This is a genomic window from Candidatus Cloacimonadota bacterium, from assembly GCA_016932035.1.
Taxonomy (GTDB): domain Bacteria; phylum Cloacimonadota; class Cloacimonadia; order JGIOTU-2; family JGIOTU-2; genus Celaenobacter.
In genome coordinates this window covers 17,687-35,371 of record JAFGDR010000031.1, presented here as the reverse complement: position 1 = coordinate 35,371, position 17,685 = coordinate 17,687, and the positions used below count along the sequence as shown (strand labels likewise).

Annotated in this window: 12 protein-coding genes, 1 tRNA gene and 1 pseudogene; 4 read left to right on the top strand and 10 right to left on the bottom strand. The window is 41.1% G+C overall.

All coding sequences use genetic code 11. The annotated features are described in order from the left end of the window. Positions 1-3 precede the first annotated feature (3 nt). Entirely contained in the window at positions 4-2,196 is a 2,193-nt protein-coding gene (locus tag JW794_05090; protein MBN2017486.1) for a FecR domain-containing protein, read from the bottom strand. Positions 2,197-2,326: 130 nt separating this feature from the next. On the opposite strand from JW794_05090, the gene JW794_05085 reads away from it, so the two are divergent. Continuing rightward, positions 2,327-3,541, top strand: a complete 1,215-nt coding sequence (locus tag JW794_05085) for a CinA family nicotinamide mononucleotide deamidase-related protein (protein ID MBN2017485.1) — start codon at positions 2,327-2,329, stop codon at positions 3,539-3,541. 233 nt (positions 3,542-3,774) lie between these two features. On the opposite strand, the gene JW794_05080 is transcribed toward JW794_05085, so the two are convergent. The 3 genes from JW794_05080 to JW794_05070 form a co-directional block, all read right to left on the bottom strand. Beyond that, positions 3,775-5,349: a S41 family peptidase gene (locus JW794_05080; GenBank protein MBN2017484.1), complete on the bottom strand. Its 1,575-nt coding sequence runs from the start codon at positions 5,347-5,349 to the stop codon at positions 3,775-3,777. Next, on the bottom strand, positions 5,346-6,002 hold the full coding sequence (locus JW794_05075) for a dTMP kinase (protein ID MBN2017483.1): 657 nt from the start codon (positions 6,000-6,002) through the stop codon (positions 5,346-5,348). The genes JW794_05080 and JW794_05075 overlap by 4 nt, the downstream gene beginning before the upstream one ends. Before the next feature lie 14 nt (positions 6,003-6,016). Continuing rightward, positions 6,017-6,093 (bottom strand) — tRNA-Arg (locus JW794_05070). Positions 6,094-6,222: 129 nt separating this feature from the next. Here JW794_05070 and JW794_05065 point away from each other — a divergent pair. The 3 genes from JW794_05065 to xth are packed head-to-tail and all read left to right on the top strand — an operon-like array spanning position 6,223 to position 10,389. Then, a complete protein-coding gene (locus tag JW794_05065) occupies positions 6,223-7,251 on the top strand; it encodes an NAD-binding protein (GenBank protein ID MBN2017482.1) in 1,029 nt (342 codons plus the stop codon). A 26-nt stretch (positions 7,252-7,277) separates the two neighbouring features. After that, positions 7,278-9,641: an anti-sigma factor antagonist gene (locus JW794_05060; GenBank protein ID MBN2017481.1), complete on the top strand. Its 2,364-nt coding sequence runs from the start codon at positions 7,278-7,280 to the stop codon at positions 9,639-9,641. After that, a complete protein-coding gene (xth, locus tag JW794_05055) occupies positions 9,628-10,389 on the top strand; it encodes an exodeoxyribonuclease III (GenBank protein MBN2017480.1) in 762 nt (253 codons plus the stop codon). The genes JW794_05060 and xth overlap by 14 nt, the downstream gene beginning before the upstream one ends. Before the next feature lie 130 nt (positions 10,390-10,519). Here the strand turns inward: xth and JW794_05050 are convergent, their stop codons facing one another. The 6 genes and pseudogenes from JW794_05050 to JW794_05025 all read right to left on the bottom strand — a co-directional run bounded on the left by JW794_05050 (position 10,520) and on the right by JW794_05025 (position 17,655). Continuing rightward, complete coding sequence (locus tag JW794_05050; GenBank protein ID MBN2017479.1) at positions 10,520-13,648, bottom strand: isoleucine--tRNA ligase; 3,129 nt, start codon at positions 13,646-13,648, stop codon at positions 10,520-10,522. Positions 13,649-13,858: 210 nt separating this feature from the next. After that, a complete protein-coding gene (gene guaD, locus JW794_05045; protein MBN2017478.1) occupies positions 13,859-15,151 on the bottom strand; it encodes a guanine deaminase in 1,293 nt (430 codons plus the stop codon). Next, positions 15,135-15,527 (bottom strand): annotated as a pseudogene (locus JW794_05040) (septum formation initiator family protein). Before JW794_05040 ends, guaD begins: the two are co-directional and overlap by 17 nt. Then, complete coding sequence (eno, locus tag JW794_05035) at positions 15,481-16,761, bottom strand: phosphopyruvate hydratase (protein ID MBN2017477.1); 1,281 nt, start codon at positions 16,759-16,761, stop codon at positions 15,481-15,483. The pseudogene JW794_05040 and the gene eno overlap by 47 nt, the downstream one beginning before the upstream one ends. Before the next feature lie 11 nt (positions 16,762-16,772). Next, positions 16,773-17,054, bottom strand: coding sequence for a hypothetical protein (locus JW794_05030; protein ID MBN2017476.1), 282 nt, complete (start codon positions 17,052-17,054; stop codon positions 16,773-16,775). 25 nt (positions 17,055-17,079) lie between these two features. After that, positions 17,080-17,655 carry a D-sedoheptulose 7-phosphate isomerase gene (locus JW794_05025; protein ID MBN2017475.1) on the bottom strand — a complete coding sequence of 192 codons (576 nt, stop codon included), beginning with the start codon at positions 17,653-17,655 and terminating at the stop codon, positions 17,080-17,082. Positions 17,656-17,685: the final 30 nt, after the last annotated feature.

Here is a 17,685-nt window from a genome sequence, read left to right as displayed (position 1 = left end):
TGACTATATTTTTATCTGCACTCCAAAACTATATGTCTTTTTGGTCTCATCGTCTCCCGATATCTTCCCGTCACCATTGAGGTCGATGTAGTAGACTTTATAATCCCAAACGAGAAGCGTTACCGGTGATACTTCGTAGCCGATCTGGGCTTCTATCACTGCATTGGGACTCTTCCATGTGGTGAATTTCTCAACCTGTGTTTGAGAATATCGCGCATAGGCATAGTCAAGACCGGGGATGAATGTTTTCTTCAAACGCGCTTCTCCGAGGATTGATTTGCCCATGTTATAATCTTTACCATGAATATCTTCATAGGCGACTGTAAAATCGAGAATGTTGAAAATGTGCGAAACGAGCTGTCCGCGCCATCCCTGAGATTTATTGATTCCCTTCAGCGTACTCCTCTTGGTTACAACAGAATCTCCAACGACCATTGCGCGTTCGTTATCATAAAGGTAATCAAAGAAGTTGGGTTCAAAATCATCTCCGAACATTCTGTAATCGAGGGTTGCGTCAAAGATAAGAAATTTTGCACCAAAGCCAGGGAATATCACACCAGTTCCATAATCAAGAATATGAGCTAGTTCGGAATAATGATACAAACTGAAAAGCTTGGAATTGATAAGAGGTAATGTATAATCAGCGCCAATAATGGTAACGCTTTCCTTCTTTCCTAATTTATACACACTCTTCAGATAATCTGCCAGATTGTCCCATCCGGGTATAACCTGATTTACATCAAGTTCATTATTATTATCAGCGTCGATATCAATCGTAACACTTCCCACAGAATCGATATTAGCAGGATCCGGCCAACCATCACTATCGGTGTCTGCCCAATAATGGGGATTATCGGGATAGTCATCGAATATATTTGGATATCCGTCTTCATCATTGTCCTTTAAGCCGCCGAGTTCGTTCAGGTCTGTTACTCCCGTAAATCCAAATTCCAGATTGTTGAGGAAAGGAATACCTGTGGTAACAAAAGGATTCAACTTAACTCGTGCAGCAAATATGTTATGCTCATCGACATTCGGACAGAATACATCTACGCCAAGTCCGAATGGTTTTGTATTAACAGCAATTTCTGCTCCAAGCTGTTTTGTTGCAGGATAGTCAAGCATGTTTGTATAGTCTCTCATGATGAGACCGTGACCAAATTTTACACTGGGGAATGCACCGAGCCTGAAATAGAACGGGTCGCGTCTGTTTGCAAACTCAAGATACATGATCTTATTCAAATATGCATTGAAGTTATCCCAATCTTTCTTCCTGATGTTGCCGTCACCATCAATGAGGATATCAAAATCAAGCCCTAACTTAAATTTCCAAATTGGAATTTCCGGCATGAGACGGATGCGTGTATAGGTAACACCATCGATGGTAACTGTTCCGATCCCCAGTGTTCCGGGAAGTATTGATTTTCTGGGTGCTTTAGGCTGGTCTGCTTTTGCTTCCTCTTTGGGTTCTTCAACTGGCTGCACTTCAATATCCGGTTTCTGTTGTGGCTGTTCTTGAGGTTGATCTGGTTGCTTTGGTGTTTCCGGTTTTGTCTCTTCAGGAATTGTGACTTCCATAAGAGATTCTGGGGGCTGGACATTTTCCATCATCTGGAAAGAAGGAGGATCAATGCCGTTTGAAAATCCTTGATTCCCAGCTGGAATACTGATTCTTCCAAACTCATTACTAAAATCGACAGTCCCTTCGAAAACCTGTAGCGTTGTAAATCCTGTCTGGGCATCAACATCGGTCATAAAACCAGTTCCTTTAACGGCTGCTACTGACGTTGGCGTTTGGATATAATAATCCCCTTCCCCGGTTGTCACTTCAGACCAGATCTTTCCAACATCGAGCGTAAGGGTTTTCATGAAACTTTGCTCTCTCTGGCTCATATTTATGGTCAGGGTGCTATTTGAAAACACCTTAGATATAGCTCCATTATCTGAGAATTTTACAATTGCAAAGGAGTTGTCCTTAGTCAGGAGCATATCTCCGTCAAAAAGCTTATCCCCTTTGGTTGCAGGAGCAAGCTGGTGATCATGATTGAGAATTACCTCTCCCTGAAGATTCATAATTTCAGCATGCGCCATATCTTCCTGGGCTTGTAAAACAGTCATTGTTACAAAAGTAAAAATGAAAAAGAGTACAAAATATTTTCTTTTTGCTATCATAAGTGCTCCTTTCGAAGAAAGCATTTAATATCATTTTTTTTAAGAAAATCACTATTGATGAAAGAAATCATTGACGAATCTCTCGGTGTCAAGTAATTTGAACGATGTAGTTTGGCTTGTAACTGGTACGGATAAAAGTTTTTCTGGAGAAAAAATGGCAAAAATTTTATATGTCGCAATAGGCAATGAAATTTTGATGGGTAAAACAGTAAATACCAACGAAAGCTTTATTGGCGAACACCTGGTAGCAGCTGGTATACCACTCGATCTGACCATAACAGTTAAAGATGATGTTGCAATGATCGCAAATACACTCAAGCATTATTGGGAGCAGTATGATGTGATCATCATGTCGGGAGGTCTCGGTCCAACTCATGACGATGTAACAAAACATGCCATGTGTGCTTTTTTTGGGAAAAAACTCATATTCCATAATGACATCTGGGAAAAAATCCAAAAGATGTATGCAAATAAAAGTTTTGATCTGCCCGAGATTGCGAAAACCCAAGCAGATGTTCCGCAGGATTTCACACCTTTAAACAATCCAATTGGAACAGCTCCGGGATTGTACTTTTGTAAAAACAGCAAACACTTCTTTGCTGTACCAGGCGTTCCTTCTGAAATGAGGTTCATCTTTGAAGACAGTATCTTACCTCTATTACTCGAAAATTATCATCCTCAACCACTATTCCAGAGAACCATTAGAACGATCGGTATTCCGGAATCTATTCTTTCTACATCAACCCAACAAATCAAGGAAACACAAAAAACAAAAATTGCTTTCCTTCCCAAGCCAGGTATGGTTGATATTCGAGTGTACGGAACCCCTGAAGATGAAGTGAGTAAAATCGTTAAATTGTTCGTCCAACATGTTCCTCAACAAAATATTTATGGATTTGATGCTGATTCGATAGAAACGGTCTTTCATAAAAAAATGATGGTGTCGGGCAAAACCCTTTCTGTGGCGGAATCTTGTACAGGAGGTCTCATACAGAGCTTGATCACAGACAATGCAGGAAGTTCGGAATATTTTAAGGGGGGTGTTGTGTCATATAGTAATGAAGCAAAAATGGAAATTTTAGGAGTGCGAAAAGCTACACTTAGCAGATACGGAGCTGTAAGCCTGGAAACAGGTAAGGAAATGGTTCTCGGGATAAAAGAACTTATCGGAACAGACTATGCGATAGCTGTATCCGGTATTGCAGGACCTGATGGTGGAACCAAGGAAAAACCAGTTGGGTTTGTATATATCGGAACATGGGGAAAGACCGGATTGGTGATAACAAAAAATAACTTTTCTGGAACGAGAATTGAAGTAAAGAATAAAACCGCGCTTTATGCACTTCGTCAACTTGAAGTGGAAATTTAGATTCATTTTCTAATCCTAATGAACTTTTTGAAACAAAAAAACATGATCTTTTGTATTCACAACTCAATTCAGCACATTGCTATTTTTCGCGCACTTTTTTGATATAGAGAATAATACCGATAAAAAAAAGAAATCTATATATTGTGGTATGGATTGAATACTACTTATATTTACTAAAATCAAGGACTCATCGTAATGATAAGTCCTTTTATTATATAATATATGTGCTGCGGTTATTCTTCAGCTATTTCATCTGCGTGGACAAACATCTCTTTGAGAGAGCCGTACTGATCAAAAAGTTTGAGAGCTTCCTGAAGCTGGGGATCCTGATTGATAGCTCTCTTATTACCCTCCTCCAAACCAAATTTATTACTGATGATCTGCGATTCCAATGCATTTCTGAGCCACGGTTCGGATTGAGCAAGTTCTTCATCTGTGAACTCGATTTCTTTATCGCGAATACGTTGTACAAAATCTTCAAAAATTTCATCGTCTACCGTAAAATCAAGACCAATATCATTTTCTGATAGGTAGTCCACTGCAAATGGAAAGAACAGGTTGTTTCTACGGACCTCGAGTTCAAAGGCGTTGAGGGTATCCTGTACAATGATAATATCGGGCGTGATCCCGCCGCCACCATATACTTCTCGTCCACCAACGGTAAAATAGACTTCCTTTTCCTCATTTGAATCGATCTTCTTATTCAGTTTGGTAATATCATTCTCTCTGATCGCATCTTCATTTGCATCATTATGAATACAACGGCCGCTTTCAATATAGTATTTTGAGGTAGTAATCTTCAAACCATAATTCATTGGCAGCGGAAAAAGTTGCTGTACCGAACCTTTGCCGAAACTATTCTGTCCAACAATAAGCGCTTTATCCCAATCCTGAAGAGAGCCCGAGAAAATCTCCGCAGCGCTGGCACTTGTCTGGTTTACCATAACAATTATAGGTATGCCTTCAAAGGCATAGTCGTCCTTTGTATAAAATTTCCTGTTGAATGTTGCTATCCTTCCTTTTGTTTCAACAACGAGTTTATTTTTTGGAAGGAACTGGTCAACTGTTTCGATGGCAGTACTGAGCAAACCGCCCGGGTTTGAGCGCACGTCAATAAGAAGCCCTTTTATCCCCTCTTTGGTGAGTTCGACCATTGCGTTATGAAGGTCTTCTCCAGTACTTGCATTGAAGTTCGTTATTCGAATATAACCGATGTCCCCGATTTTATAAGCATAAGGAACACTGTCCATCTTGACTTTATCCCGCTCAATAACAACATCAAAATTCTCATCAACACCTTCTCTCTTAATAGTTATCGTCACTTTAGAGCCTTTAGGACCCCTGAGATGATCGACTGCTTTTGAAGATGTCCATCCTTCTGTAGACTCACCGTCCACTGCCACGATTTCATCGCCAGCCATCAGGTTTGCCCTGTATGCTGGTGTTGCTTCGATGACCGAAATGACCATTATATAATCTGTATCGGTGTGGGAGATCGTTATACCCAATCCGCCGAACTCGCCTTTAGTGCTTGTTTGAAGATCGGCAAACTCCTCCGGTGTAAGCAAAGAAGTATAAGGATCGAGGGTATCAAGCATGCCGTTGATCGCACTTTCAAATAGTTCCTGCGAATCAATCTCTTCAACGTGCGCCTGGTTGAGTTTTGTTATGATGTCTGTGAACAGCTTCATGTAATCATACAGACTTCCTTGAGTGCTTTCTGCTTTTGCAAATCCGACTCTGCCTATTATAAATCCAAAAATTATGGTTATGACAACCAATACTATCAATACTTGTTTCTTTTTCATTGTTGCTCCCCTGATAAATCTTTGTATCTTTCGGTAAAATTAAACATTATATCCTTATGAATATCTTCGACATTCTTTGTCCCGTCGATTATCACCACGCGTTCAGGTTCCTTTTCCACAAGCTTGAGGTATCCTTCTCGAACCCGTCGATGAAAAGCAACATCTTCGCTTTCGAGCCGGTCAATGTCCTCGGCTTTTGTTCCGTTATGAAGCCGCTCAAGACCGATCTCGACAGGGACATCAATAATATACGTCACATCTGGCTTGAGTCCAGTTGTAGCGATATTGTTAATTTTTTCTATCTCTTTTTCCGGTATCTCTCGAGCTGCCCCCTGGTAAGCATAGGTAGAATCATAATATCTGTCACAAATAACGATCTGCCCTATTTCAAGGGCTGGTTTTATCCACTCAACAGTATGCTGAGCCCTGCTCGCCATATACAGAAATACCTCTGTGAGGCGGTGCATTTCAGTATATTCTTTATTGAGAAGCAGCTTTCTTATTTTTTCGGAAATACGTGGTCCGCCAGGTTCTCTGGTGAGGAGAACTTCATACCCGAGAGTTCGAAGAGATTCTGTTAGAAATCTTGCCTGTGTGCTTTTTCCACACCCTTCGATGCCTTCGAATGTAATAAAGAGACCTTTTCTATTCATCATAATAAAAAATTTGGCACGCCCGGAGGGAGTCGAACCCCCAACTCACGGATCCGAAGTCCGTTGCTCTATCCAGTTGAACTACGGGCGCAGCGTCTCACCATTTCTTGCGTTGATGTTTTTCTGTCAATTATTCTATTTTACAAAAACATTGATGAATCCATTTAATTATTGACATTTAATCATCCCCTAAAAGCTTATAACTATAAGTGAGTTACACATGAAAGGATATATAACCTCAAAGCTTCTTAAGAAATTCCTCATTGCAGGCACGGCTCTGCTGATTATCATATTCGGGTCAACTGCCGTGTATTGGTTCATCGCTGGAGATTCATATTCCATGCTTGACTGCTTGTATATGACCGTTGTGACGATTTCTACGATCGGCTATTCAGAAATAATCGACCTGTCAAACCACTCCTTTGGTAGAGTTTTTACAATGATCATCGCATTTACAGGTGTGGGTATCCTGACATATGTACTTTCAACGATTACTGCTTTCACTGTCGAAGGAGAATTAAAAGCGACCTTCAGGAGAAGAAAGATGGAAAAAAAGATCGAACGTTTAAAAAATCATTATATTGTGTGCGGCGTGGGACAGGTTGGACTCCACATCATAAATGAGCTCTATACAACAGGAAGAAATAGTGTTGTTGTTGCCTTGACCGAGGAACGAATTCAACGACTTGAAGAACGTTTCCCTGAACAACTGTATGTTGAAGGGGATCCGATAGAAGATTCAATATTGAAAAAAGCGGGCATCGATAGGGCGGCAGGGCTTTTCGCTGCGATGGATGATGACAATAAGAATCTTATCATCAGCCTATCGGCACGTCAGATTAATCCCAACATTAAAGTTGTGGCAAGCTGTCATAATAATATGAATGCCGAGAAGATGAAAAAAGCCGGTGCCAGTGCTGTGGTTTCTCCAACACTCATCGGGGGACTGAGAATGGCTTCTGAAATGATACGCCCAACCGTGGTTTCTTTCCTCGACACCATGCTCCGCGACACGAATAAAAATCTTCGTATCGAAGAAACACCTCCTCTCGATTCCTTCGAAGGTTCGCAACTCAAAGATCTTAATCTCAAACAATTTAAAAATACACTTGTTCTTGCATTGCACACAAAAATTGGATGGATTTATAGTCCTGCCGAAACATATATGATTGGCAAGGGAACATCCCTCATAATAATGACGACACCTAAAGAACGCACATTAATTGAAAAACTTATACAAAAGAAATAACCTTCGCTTCTGATTAGAGGACTCTTATGTTTGAAGTCAAAGTACATTCAATTCAGGACTATCCATGTCTCAGATTAAAAGGACGTCTTGATGGTCTTGGTGCTGAAATTTTTGAAAAAGAAACCGGCTCTCTCAATAATGATTCAGCTCACTGGATCGTTGATTTCGAGAATGTTGACTACATGTCCAGCGCTGGAATGAGAGCTCTCCTGAAAAAGGAAAAAGAACTCAGGAAAAAAGGTGGGATGCTTATCCTGTTTGGTCTAGATCCTGAAGTTGAAAAAGTACTTGCGCTTACAGGACTTGCTAAACAATTCATTCTTGCTGGCGATCTGGAAGAAGCTCTTGCGCATGCCCGATCTCATATAAAAACAAATGAACAGAAAATAGCATTTGAAAAAGAAGAATGTTCGTTTACGTGCATCGGAACCTTCGATTGTCATTCAGCCATCGATATCTGGAATAACTCAAAATCCTCATCATCTCCGCGATTTGGTAAAGACTCATATATTCATACAAACTTGAAAGAACTTGGGTTCTCTCTTGGTATTGGCGGATTCGGTAATACTTCTGCCCAAGCCGAAGAGGGCTTAGGGCTATTTCTATCGCTTGCACATGCCGCGGGTGTTTCTCCAGCAGACGGATTTTGCAGACCTGATTTTCTGTTCACAAACGAACCTGTCGATGTTCCTATGTATGTTGCGCAAGGATTGAGTTTTTCCGGCAACCCGTCATTGACTATCAATAAAGATTCTGCTGGAACTCTTTCGTTGGAGAAACTTCTTAATGCATACCATTCCTTTTTGGCCCCACAGATGACAAGCATGCCAGCCGCCTGGGGTTTTGCTATACTTGCAGAAGTAACCTCTATCTCTGCTTCAAAGACGAAAACCAAAGAAGAGCTGTGCAACTCAATATCAACTCCCTGTATTGAAAACCAAGGTAAAATAGCTCTAATTTTTGGAGTTTACTACAATCATTACAAACTCTCAAAAGACGATACTCTTCGTCATCTTATAAATAATCTACAGATATTTCCGGCTTCTTCCTCCTATTATGCACATGCATTCATTCTTGATGAAATCTTCAGTGTTGAAGGTGATGCATTTAATAAGATCATTCATCAGATTTCTCAATCTGAACATGTAATGGATGTTGTTCGAATAGAGTCCGACACAATCATTTCAAATGCAAAATCCTGGATCTTTCTCCCTTCATATATCAGATCTGCAGAAGAAAAACGCCTTGTCATCGAAATAACGGAAGGAACACGATACGAAACGGAATGGGATACGCTCGTTCGCAGAATATATGCTGACTGCGGCAGGGTAATTCTCGACCAATTGCATGGCGGTTTCACGTCGATTACATTCCGAGTTACCAGCTATGACAAAGATGGTCGCCGCCTGCTGCCGACAGTATTAAAAATCGGTTCTGTCGAGAATAATGACCGCGAAGTAAATGCCTATCATAAATACGTGAAAAAGTTTATTCTGAATAACAGCACAACGATTATGGGAACAACCACCTATAAAAATTGGGGTGGGCTTCGCTATAATTTTCTTGGCATCAACGGCCCAGACAGCAATCTTGTATGGCTTGCGGACTACTATAAAAACCATCCAGCAGAAAAACTCATCCCCATCTTTGACCGCATTTTTACCGAAATCCTTAAACCGTGGTATGGACAACCCCAATGGGAGCCTGTCTATCCATATGCAGAACATTCTCCTCTAAATCTATTCTCAAATCTATTTGAAACGCTTGAGCAAGAATTGGACATATCGCCCGATGATCGGACTCTTCACAGCGAGGAATTGGAAAGAGATATCATCAATCCATACTATTTTCTTAAATACGAATATCCAAAAAGAAAAAGTAGGTCACAATTGTGGTATAAATCAATCTCTCACGGTGATCTGAACATGCAGAACATCCTTCTTGATGAGAAAGAGAATATTTATATCATTGATTTCTCAGAAACAAAATCGCGGAACATCGTTGAAGATTTTGCACGCCTTGAGCCAATCTTCAAGATAGAAATGTGCTCCATTGAAAACGAAGTGGCACTAAAAGAAATGCTACAATTTGAGCAAGGGCTTCTTGTAGCAAATCGTCTGAATGAACTGCCTCTATTTACGTATAATGGAAATGATCCAATGGTGAAAAAAGCATATGAAATGATCTGCAAGCTTAGAGAGTACTCAAATACCGTGACACTCTTTGAAACAGACATCATACCATACCTGATCGCTCTGCTGGAGTGGACATATCCCATCGTTTGCTATATCCAGCTAAACAAAAATAAGAAACGATATGCTATACTCAGTGCAGCTCTGATCTGCGAAAAAATAGTAGAATTGGAAGATAAGAACAATGCCAAACTATAAAATGATATCCTGGAATGTAAACGGGCTTCGGGCTTTATTAAAGAAAGGTTTTCTGGATTTTTTAAGGGACTCCGATCCTGATTTTTTGTGCATCCAGGAAACAAAGTTGCAGGAGGGACAGGTGGACCTCGACCTTCCCGAATACAATGACTATTGGAATTATGCGGTGAAGAAAGGATATGCGGGAACAGCAATTCTCACCAAATATAAGCCCGTCGGAGTTTATAATGATATGGGAATTGTCATGCATGATAATGAAGGCAGGATTATTACCTTGGAATATGAGAATTTCTATTTTGTGAACGTGTATACTCCCAATTCACAGAGAGGGCTGACACGACTCGAATACCGGCAGGTGTGGGATAAGGATTTCCTTGCTTATATGAAAAATCTTGAAGGGAACAAGCCCGTGATCTTCTGCGGTGATCTTAATGTTGCACATAAGGAGATCGATCTGGCCCGTCCAAAAGACAATCGTCATAATGCTGGTTTCACTGATGAAGAGAGAGAAGATTTTGATAAGATCGTCGATGCAGGATTCATCGATACGTTTCGTGAATTCAATGAAGATGGGGGTAATTATTCGTGGTGGAGCTATATGTTCAATGCCCGTGCAAATAATGTGGGATGGAGGATCGATTACTTCCTGATCTCACAAATGCTACGTCCACATCTTAAGGATGCTTTTATTCTTTCCGATGTTATGGGATCGGATCATTGCCCGGTGGGGATTGAGGTTGATTTATAATCTTCCTTTACTAAGCTGGGGCTTAGTAAAGAGGTGAATAATATATTTTCTGATATAGTCATCGTCAATCCGCGAGTTAAAAAAGGAGCACCCGAAAGCGCTCCTGTCCTCAATAATTTCGAATATTTATTTATGAAACTGTTTTCACACTAAGAAAAACCTCGTTATCATTAACATTCCAGTTTTTCATGCCTTCTGGACTTTCGATTTCAATGATCTCTTTGGCTAAGGTTTCTTTCTTAATATAAGACGCAAATTTCTCAAAGGTTTCTTTTACATCCCCGGATTCCGTGTAGAACGATATCTTAATCCTGTCCATGATGTCGAAATCCTCTTTTTTTCGCATAAACTGAATTTTATTCACCAGCTCTCGTGCATTTCCTTCGAGAAGAAGCTCTTGATCAATGCGTGTGTTCAAAGCCACAAACACATCACCTTCTTCACCGTACACGTAACCTTCTTTGTTTTGAGTTTCTATCTGCAGGCTCTCTTTCGTAAGCTTGATTTCATTTGTGTCGATATCAAGATGATAGACGCCTTCCTTGTTCAAAACGGCAATCAGGTGGTTGGCATCCATGTTCTTAAGTGCCTGAGCAATGTGCGACATATGTTTACCATAAAGTGGTCCAAGGACTTTATAATCTGGTTTAACACTATAGTCCATAAAGCAAGATGTGTCTTCCACGCATTCAATATCATGGACATTTATCTCTTCGATGATAAGCGCTTCCATGCGTTGAACAACATCCTGTAATGATGCTGGAACATAAAGTGTTCTAAGTGGCTGTCGTATCTTGATCTGCACCTCGTTTCGTGCGGCTCTCGCAAGTGATACAATATCAATTACGTTCTGCATTTCCTTCTCGAGTTCAGGAAGTATCATCTCTTCTTCTGCAACTGGATAATCTTCGAGATGTACGCTCTCTTTTCCTGTTAAGGATCGATATATCTCTTCTGAAATATACGGGGCATAAGGCGCGCACAGCTTGGATATGGCTAGCAGAACTTCATACAATGTCATATATGCAGAAACCTTGTCATCTTCCATTCCTGATGCCCATACACGCTTTCGAATTCGTCTTACATACCAGTTACTCACATCATTGATAACAAATGCCTGAAGAAGTCGAACTGCTCTGGTAAGATCATACTTTTCATTGAAATCATTAACCTTTTTGATAACCGAGTTCAGTCGAGATATGATCCATCGATCGAGTTCGGGACGATCTGCAGGTGCAATAGAATATTCATGATAATCAAACTTATCGATATTTCCATAGGTCGCAAAGAACGATGCTACGTTTTTCAATGTGCCGATAAATTTATTATTTACTTCAAGAACTCCTTCTTCATCGAAGCGCGTAGGAATCCACGGGGGACTAACCGAGAGCATGTACCAACGTGTAGCGTCTGCGCCGTATTTTTCCAGTATCTTAAAGACATCCACAGCATTTCCTTTGGACTTGCTCATCTTCTTTCCATGTTTATCAAGAACCAGTTCGTTCACAAGACAACTTTTATAGGATGATTCTCCTTTTATAAAGGTCGCGATTGCCAACATGGTATAGAACCATCCTCTAGTCTGGTCGATCCCTTCTGCGATGAAATCTGCGGGGAAAAGTTCGGTATCGAAGATGTCTTCCTTTTCAAATGGATAGTGCCACTGTCCGAAAGGCATTGAGCCGGAGTCGAACCAGCAATCGATGACCTCTGGAGTCCTTTTCATAACGCCGCCGCACTTTGGGCACGTAAAGACGACATCATCCACATAGGGTCTATGCAATTCGATATCCTCTGGAACTGGACTTCCATCAGCCAGGTTTCCTTTTTCACACAACTCTTTTATTGAATCCGGAGAATCTTGATGTCCGCAGTTCTGACACAGCCAGATGTTAAGAGGTGTACCCCAGTAGCGGTCGCGGCTGATAGCCCAATCGATGTTATTTATAAGCCAGTCTCCGAATCGTCCCTCTCCAACATATGGAGGATACCAGTTGATCTTTTTATTGTTCTCGATCATCTTATCATTATAAGCAGTTGTTCTGATATACCATGATTTACGAGCAAAATAGATAAGAGGGCTGTCGCAGCGCCAGCAGAATGGATAGGTATGTTTCATTTGTGCACGGAAATAAAGCATTCCGTTCATGTTCATGTATTTTATAATATCTTTATCTGCATCTTTGATGAAAATGCCAGCCCAATTCGTGATCTCTTCTGTGAATTTTCCTTCTTCATCTACTGGTCGCATGAATGGAAGGTCATATTCCTTACCGATTGAAAAGTCCTCTTCACCAAATGCAGGTGCGGTATGAACAATTCCCGTTCCGTCCTCTAGCGTAACATAATCTCCGAGTGCTACATAAAATGCTTTTTCCTCGGGTTTTATAAATGGAAAGAGCTGTTCATATTCTTTATATTCAAGGTCTTTGCCTTTATAGGTTTCTACAATTTCATATTCCTCGCGGAGTACATCTAATCTGGCTTTTGCAAGTATAAGATATTCATCACCAGTTTTCACTTTCACATAGTCATAATCAGGATGAACGACAAGGGCAACGTTAGAAATAAGTGTCCAGGGGGTCGTTGTCCATGCAAGGAAAGAGGTGTTTTCCTCATCTTTTGCTTTGAACCGAACGTACACAGAGGGATCTTCAACTTCCCTATAGCCTTGAGCTACTTCATGATCGGAAAGCGGGGTGCCACAGCTTGGACAGAAAGGAACGATCTTTTTATCGACATAAATCATATCCTTTTTCCAGTATTGATTGAGAATCCACCACACGGTTTCGATGTAATCATTTTTCAGTGTGATATAAGGATCATCAAGATCGAGCCAGTAACCGAGTAGATTCGTCATCTCACGCCATTCTTTCTCATACGTAAAGACAGACTCTCGGCATTTCTTATTGAATTTCTCGATACCGTATTCCTCGATCTCTTTCTTGACCGAAAAACCAAGTTGTTTCTGCACCTCGATCTCAACTGGCAGTCCGTGAGTATCCCAACCGGCTTTTCTGCGAACCTGGAATCCCTTCATGGTTTTATATCGGCAAACAACATCTTTGAGGGTTCTGCTTATCGCATGATGAATGCCGGGCATGCCATTCGCGGTTGGAGGTCCTTCATAAAAAACAAACTTTGGTGCACCTTCGCGGAAATCCTCGCTTTTTCGAGGAATATTATGTTTGTTCCAATACTCTCGTAGTGGCTTTTCAAACTCAGCAGGCTTTGCTTTGACATCGATCTTTTTGAACATAGTGTACCCCATGTATTTATTTTGGATATAAAAAAACCGCCACAGGTTGCCCCGTCGCGGCTCGACATAATCATGTCAGAACCGGCAGGGCGGTGAATTAATAATTATAATACCGATTATTTTTTCTATATCCTTTATCATAAGTTCAGAAAAGTTTCATATGCTCCGCTGGTGTCAAGAATTACTAGCATGTATAATCCTCTGAGAAAATTATTTTCTAAATACCCGTTTCCCTCTTATATAAACTTCCTCAACATAATCCTCCCCATTGCCGTATATGAGTTTTGATAAAAGGTCTTCTGGATTCTGGAAAAAACTTTCATCACAGATGTTCAGCCTATTAACATCCAAGACAGTAAAATCAGCACTCTTTCCTGCCTCGAAACTGCCGATCTCATTTTCCAGGCAAAGAGCTTTTGCACCACCGAGTGTTGCAAGATAAAACGCTTCGATTGATGAAAGCGGTTTATATTCCTGGTCTGGATACAGGAAGGATATTGACTTGGATGACTCGATCGCTACTCGCATTTCCGAATACATAGAAAGGCTGTATCCGGCACCCACATCCGTGCCAAGTCCGATGTGAATATCGTTTTCTTCCAATCTGCGATAGGGCATAATGCCACTTTGCAGGAATATATTCGATGAGGGGCAATGCGCGATCTTTGTGCCTGTCCTTTCTAAAACCTTCACCTCATCTTCTTCCAGATAAATACAGTGTGCCATGATCGTTTTTTCTGTGAGAAGACCTGTTTTCAGATATATATCCGTATAGTTCTCAAAGTCCGGATACATTCTCATGACAGTGGCTATTTCAGAGGTGCTTTCTGCAAGATGTGATTGGATATGAACGTTATATTCTTCGGCAATTTTTCCTATCCCGTTCAATAGATCCAGCGTGCAGGAAGGCACATAGCGGGGTGTGAGCACATAATGCAATCGTCCTGCATCAGCCCCATTCCATTTTTCAATAAGATCTTTTGAATCTTTCAACAAATAATTTGTATCTTTCCTGAGATATTCCGGCACATCACGATCCATAAGTACATTCCCAAGAAAGGCACGAATACCTGACTTCTCAGCTTTTTGAAATGCTATGTCTGTTGCTTTTTTATGGACCGTCACATAGGAACTTGTTGTCGTAGTTCCCATGCGTAAAAGTTCCTGGAAAAATTTTTCTGCATAGCTCTCTGCAATTTCTTGTGATGAGAATCGTTCTTCTGATGGAAATATTATATTATCCAGCCACTCGAGTAATGTTCCTCTGTAAAGACCACTAAGCGTAAATTGAGGGAGATGATTATGGATATCAACAAATCCGGGAATGATGAGTTTTTCTGAAAGGTCGATGAGATAATCTCTCTTATGTTGCTTGTGTGGAATATCGTTAGCGACTTGTTCGATCATACCGTCTTCGGTAAGGACAAGATAACCTGGATCGAGATACAACACTCTCTCCGGTGAGATTGGTGATAGGATTTTCCCTTTAATTATCCTTCTCATCTTCGTCTTCACTCACTTTTTTAATTCGAATGATGGTTTCACCCTCTTTTGCCAAGCCTAATTCTCTGGCTTTCTTCTCAATTGTTTTAGGATCCTGTTCTGCGAGCTTTTCTCTCTCTTCTTCCAGCTGGTCTCTCTCTTGAGCAAGTTCATCAATCTGCTCAACGTTCTGATCGATGAAGAATTTTGTTCTGAATATCTTGATAACGCTGTATTTATAAAAAAACAGAAACCACACCAGCCCGAGAAGGATAAGAATCAGAAAGATCGTCACGTTGGTACGCCACCCATTGGACTTCTTCCTTCTTCGAGCTTCCATGGTTAATTATTTATCTTTGAAAGATGCTTTTACCGGGAAATCGCGCAGCCTTGCCAAGCTCACCTTCAATACGAAGAAGTTGATTGTATTTTGCAATTCGTTCCGATCTGCATGTAGAACCGGTCTTGATCTGTCCGCTGTTCACTGCTACTGCAAGATCGGCTATGAAGGTATCGCACGTTTCACCAGAGCGGTGTGAAATGACGGTAGTATAACCTGCTTTATGCGCTTTTTCAATCGTGTCGAGGGTTTCTGTGACCGTACCGATCTGGTTGAGTTTGATCAGAATAGAGTTGGCAACGCCAGATGTTATACCCTGGTTGAGCCGTTCGATATTTGTAACGAACAGATCGTCGCCAACGATTTGGATTTTAGAACCAAGCTCATCGGTAAGTAACTTCCAGCCCTTCCAGTCATTCTCATCAAGTCCGTCTTCGAGTGAGATAATGGGATACTTTTGTGCCCATTCTTTATATATATCAATAAGCTCGGTGCTGGTTAGTTTTTCTGTTTTCCCTGTATTGAACACATATTTACCAGACTGGTAAAATGATGATGCCGCAGAGTCGAGGGCAATAGCAATATCTTCACCGGGTCTATATCCGGCGGTTTCGATTGCCCGAAGAATGAATTTAAGAGCATCTTCGTTTGAACCAAGATTTGGTGCAAACCCGCCTTCATCACCAACAGCGGTGTTATATCCGCCATTTTTCAAGATCGTCTTAAGCGCATGAAAGGTTTCTGTTGCCATTTGCAATGCTTGTGAGAAATTTTCGGCACCAAATGGAACGATCATGAATTCCTGAATATCAACATTATTATCTGCATGTTTGCCGCCATTGAGCACGTTCAGCATGGGTACGGGGAGTGTCTTAGCATTGACTCCGCCGAGGTAGCGATAAAGAGGAATTTCCAATTCCAGTGCTGTCGCTCGTGCAACAGCCATGGAAACACCGAGTACAGCATTTGCTCCAAGCTTGCTCTTATTCGGGGTTCTATCCATGTCGCACATAACTTCGTCTATCTGAACCTGTTGATCGCTTTCCATTCCAAGTATTTCTGGTGCAAGAATCTCATTTATATTTTTAACGGCTACAAGTACACCTCGTCCGTTGTATCTGTCGTTATCTTCATCGCGCAGTTCGACTGCTTCATATTCGCCGGTTGATGCTCCGGAAGGAACAGCTGCCCGGCCCCAGAATCCAGATTCGAGCATAACATCAACTTCGACGGTTGGATTCCCGCGGGAATCTAAAATCTCACGGGCAAAAATTCCATCAATTAGAGACATATATTCTCCTTTTACTTTTTAATGACATACTCGACTTTATCGCCATCAATATAGAGGAATTTTGGCTTTCTCGGGTAGTCTTTTTTCTTGATCTTATCTGAATCTCCTTCTTCTTCGATGCGCCAGACTTCCCAGCGATCGTCGCTTCCGTCAACGCAGAATGTTACCTTCTTCTCAATGAAATCATCGATCACGAACTGGATGCTCTCCAGGCTGCCGATCTTTGTAACAGGTACGCAGAATTTCTTTGCATCATAGGCATATTTTTCACTAGTTTCCTTTTTCTTGGCCATTTCATCTCCTTATCTATTGGATTTATTAAAAAACGAGTTCTTCGGTAAGTCTACACAGAATGTGTCCTATGGTAATATGTGCTTCCTGAATCCGGGCAGTATCATGATGAGGGATCACGATCGCATGCTGCGCTATCTTTGAGATCGTTCCGCCATCTTTGCCAGCTAATAAAATTGTTGTTATATTATGATCATTTGCATATTCTATTGCATGAAAAACATTGGGGGAATTCCCGCTCGTGCTGATGCCTATCAGGATGTCGCCTTCATTTCCCAATCCTTCGACCTGTCTTTTGAATATTTCGTCGAAGCCGTAATCATTAGCGCATGCAGTAAGAAGGGATGTGTCTGTTGTAAGTGCGATAGCCGGAAGTGAGCGCCTGTTGAAATCACCACGAAACCTGACAATAAACTCTGTTGCAATATGCTGGGAATCTGCAGCGCTTCCGCCATTTCCACAAAGCAGTATCTTATTATCTCTTTTCAAGGCTTTGGAAAGTAGGGTTGCAATCTCGCTGATTTTTGGATAAAACACACCCAGTCCGTCAATTACTTTCTTGTGCTCTCGAAGGGCATCATCAAACAATGTTTTTATCTTCATAAGTTATACATTTTTCAAAGTCTGTAAAAA